Source organism: Kribbella sp. (assembly GCF_035655035.1).
In the GTDB taxonomy this organism is placed as follows: domain Bacteria; phylum Actinomycetota; class Actinomycetes; order Propionibacteriales; family Kribbellaceae; genus Kribbella.
Genome location: NZ_DASRVN010000255.1, coordinates 1 through 3,704 on the forward strand (window position 1 = coordinate 1; position 3,704 = coordinate 3,704).

Here is a 3,704-nt window from a genome sequence, read left to right on the forward strand (position 1 = left end):
AGCAGTCCAGTTCGAGGTTCGAGGAGACGGTCGCGGTATGGGGATCGGTCAGGTGGCGGGGTTCGCGGGTGCGACGGTGGTGCTGGTCGGGATGCCCGGGCCGAACAACCTCTACATCTCGCTGCGCAGTCTCACCCAGGGACGCCGCGCGGGTGTCGTGTCCGCGCTGGCCGTCGAGACCGGGACGCTCGTCTACATCGTCGTCACCGCGCTCGGGCTCGCGGCCTTGGTACAGGCCTCCCCCGCGCTGTTCACGGCGATCACGGTCGCCGGCGCGATCTATCTCGCGTACCTCGGGATCCGGCTGCTCCTGGCGCCGGCCGTCGAGCACTCGGCCGGGATCCAGGCCGCGCCGCTCGGCCGGGTCTTCCGCGACGGCGTCGTGGTCAACCTGCTGAACCCGAAGGCCGCGCTGTTCTTCCTGGCGTTCCTCCCGCAGTTCACCACTCGCGGTGCCGGGCCCGGTCAGCTCCGAACCGAGATGCTGCTGCTCGGCACCGGCACGCTGCTGATCGGCATCACGCTCGACCTCTGCTACGCGCTCGGCGCCGACGCCATCGGCCGCCGGTTCCAGTCGGCCCGTACGACGGGTCGCTGGCGGAACCGCATCATCGCGGGCGTCTACCTCGCGCTCGCCGTGGCCGCCGTACTGACGGATCTCGTTCAGCGGGGCTTGACCTAGAGCTTGCTACAAGTCGTCCCTAGCCCTGGATCACCTCGACGGTGCCGCCCTCCAGCCGCACGGTCAGCACGTCGTCACCGACCCGCAAGCCCTGCAATTCAAGGCGTTCCCACGGTGCCGCGGGATTCATCACCAGAGTTCCCCCCGGTACGTCGGGCTCGATGCCGAGGGCCGCGACCACGATCGCGACCGCCGACGCGGCGGCCCACGCCTGCGGACGGCAGGACAGCGGGTACGGCGTCGGCGTACGTTCCTGGTCGTAGCCGCGGCCGCCGTACAGCTCGGGCAGGCGGTAGTCGAACGCCTCCGCGGCGCGGATCAGCCCTTCGACGTACGACGACGCGACGTCGGCATGACCGGTCGCGAACAGGCCCTGGATCGTCATCGCGGTGTCGTGCGGCCAGACGCTGCCGGTGTGGTACCCGAGCGGGTTGAAGCGGGTCATTGCCGTGGACAACGTCCGGAGGCCGAAGCCGCTGTCGAGATCGTCGCCCGCGAGTACGTCGGCGACGGTCTGCTCCTCGTCCGCGTCGAGCAGACCGGTGCCGAGCAGATGCCCCATGTTCGACGCGCGGCCGGAGACCGGGTTCTTGGCGCCGTCGAGCGCGATCGCCGGGTAGCCGTCGACCCAGAACGCGGCCCGGAACCGCTCCTGCAACGCGGCCGCCCAGGCGCGCCACTCGTCGCCCGACTCGCCGAAGGCCTCGAGCAGCTCGGCCCCGTGCACCGCGGCGGCGTACGCGTACCCCTGCACCTCGCAGAGCGCGATCGGTGCGGTCGCGAGCGTGCCGTCCGGCCACTGCACGGCGTCGGCGGAGTCCTTCCAGCCTTGGTTCGCGAGGCCGTGGCCCGACTCGTCGACGTACTCCAGGAAGCCGTCGCCGTCGGGGTCGGCGTACTCCTTCATCCAGGTCAGTGCGCGCCGCAGGTTCGGCAGCAGGTCGCGGACCTCGTCAGCGGGCATGCCCCAGCGCCAGGCCTTGTGCAGCGTGCTGATCCACAGCTGCGTCGCGTCGTGGGTGCCGTAGTACACCGGTGGGAGGACGAGGCCGCCGCCGTGATCGGCCACCTCGGCGCGCAGCTCGTGCGGGATCTTGCCCGGCTGCTCGGCGGTGTCGGCGTCGACCTTCGTCCCTTGCCGGGCGGCCAGGGCGCGCAGGGTGCCGGCGGCCAGCGTCGGGTCGATCGGGATCAGCATGCCCGACGAGATCAGCGAGTCCCGGCCGAAGAGCGTCAGGTACCAGGGCGGGCCCGCACCGAGGTAGCGGTCGTCGCCGTCGGCGAGCTGCAGCGCGGTGACGTCCTCGAGCGACCGTTCCAGCCAGCGCTCGACCCGCTTGTCGTCACACTGCAGCGTGACGTCGTACGGCGTACGCTCGGCCGGCGGCTCGATCGAGAAGCCGGTCGTCGACTTCGGGAAGTCCGCCGCGACGCGCAGGGTCAGCGTGAACTCCTCCCCCGGCTCGACCCGCGGCGTCGTCGAGACACCGGGATCGGCGGTGACCACGACCCGGGTGTCGTCGCTCTCCCAGCGGATCCGGCTGGGGCCGTCCGGGAGCGGCGCGAGCTCCGGCAGCGCGGCCGCCGCGCCGCTCCGGACCGCGGCGGTGCCGGCCAGATCGGTGCCGAGGGCAACATCCAGCCGGCACTCGATCGCCGCGCGGGAACGGTTCACCAGCGTGATCCGCTCGATCAGGCCGTCCGCTTCGACGGTCCGGGTCCGGTACAGCATCACGGTCGGGTCGTGGCGGGTGTCGCCGAGGCCCTCCGCCATCGCGACGTACTGGTGGGTCGAGGCGTCCTGCTCGTCGGCGTGCACCGGGACCGGGTCGCGGCCGTCGACCGTGACGATCAACCGGGACAGGATCCGGCGGTCCCGGGCGTACACGCCCTCCGCGCCGGATCCGGTGAGCTGACCCGATCGCGGCGACAGCACCACCCACGGAGCAGCGAGGGCGGTGAGCAGTTCGTGGAGTTGGGCCATGTCCCCCACCCTAAAAGGTCCGGTGGTGCGAGAGAGTTGGGGTATGCAGCCAACCGTCACGGTTCTCGCCGGGATCGCGATCTTCGTCGGGATCGCGGGCATCGTGCTGCCGGTCCTGCCCGGCGCGCTGCTCAGCCTGGCGGCGATCCTGGTCTGGGCGATCGTCGCGCGGAGCGCCACCGGATGGGTGGTGTTCGCGATCTGCGTGGTGCTGATCGGTGCCAGTCAGGTGGTGAAGTACGTCGTACCGGAACGCCGGCTGCGGGAGGCCGGCGTCCCGCGGCGGTCGACGATCTTCGGCGTACTGCTCGGCATCGTCGGGTTCTTCGTGATCCCACTGGTGGGCATGTTCATCGGCTTCCCGCTCGGCGTGTACCTGTCCGAGGTGCAACGCCTGCACACCCACGGCGCCGCCTGGACCTCGACCAAGCACGCCCTCCGCCAAACCGGCGTGTCGATCGTCATCGAGCTGCTCGGTACGTCGCTCGCCGCCGCCGTCTGGCTGGTCGCGGTCCTCTTCGTGATCTGACGTGTTCTGACCTGTTCTTAGCTGATTGCCAGCTCGTTCTTAGTTGTTCACGTCATTCTGGGGCCATGAAGCTCTCACAGAAGCGGTGGCGCCTGATCGGTACGGTCGCCGCGGTCGTCGTCACCACCGCCGCCGGGGGCGTCGCCTGGGCGGCGAACAACGCGAACCCGACCCCGTCCGCCTCCCCCTCCGCGTCCACCTCCGCGCAGCCGAACCAGAACCAGAAGCCGGGCGGCCCTCCGGTGCGCGGCGGGTTCCGTGGTGAGTTCGGCATGGGACGGGCGTTGCACGGCGAGTTCGTCGTACAGAAGAACGGCGGTGGCTACCAGACCGTCGACGTCCAGCGCGGTCAGGTGACGGCCGTCAGCAACAGCTCGCTCACGGTGAAGAGCGCCGACGGGTTCACCAAGACGTACACGGTCACCTCGAACACGATGGTCAACGCGGCCCGGAACGGCATCGGCGACGTGAAGACCGGCAACACGGTCAACGTGGCGGCAGAGGTCACC

At 70.5% G+C, this 3,704-nt stretch carries 4 protein-coding genes; 3 read left to right on the forward strand and 1 reads right to left on the reverse strand.

The window, feature by feature from the left end; genetic code table 11:
• Positions 1 to 682 (forward strand): LysE family translocator (locus VFF46_RS14760; RefSeq protein WP_325037688.1); only part of this gene is annotated, 682 nt, incomplete at its 5' end.
• A gap of 19 nt (positions 683 to 701) precedes the next feature.
• Here the strand turns inward: VFF46_RS14760 and VFF46_RS14765 are convergent.
• Positions 702 to 2,666: a glycogen debranching N-terminal domain-containing protein gene (locus VFF46_RS14765; protein WP_325037689.1), complete on the reverse strand. Its 1,965-nt coding sequence runs from the start codon at positions 2,664 to 2,666 to the stop codon at positions 702 to 704.
• A 43-nt stretch (positions 2,667 to 2,709) separates the two neighbouring features.
• Between VFF46_RS14765 and VFF46_RS14770 the strand changes: the two genes are divergently transcribed.
• A complete protein-coding gene (locus tag VFF46_RS14770) occupies positions 2,710 to 3,195 on the forward strand; it encodes a DUF456 domain-containing protein (protein WP_325037690.1) in 486 nt (161 codons plus the stop codon).
• A gap of 65 nt (positions 3,196 to 3,260) precedes the next feature.
• The coding region (locus tag VFF46_RS14775) for a hypothetical protein (protein ID WP_325037691.1) at positions 3,261 to 3,704 on the forward strand (444 nt) is incomplete at its 3' end.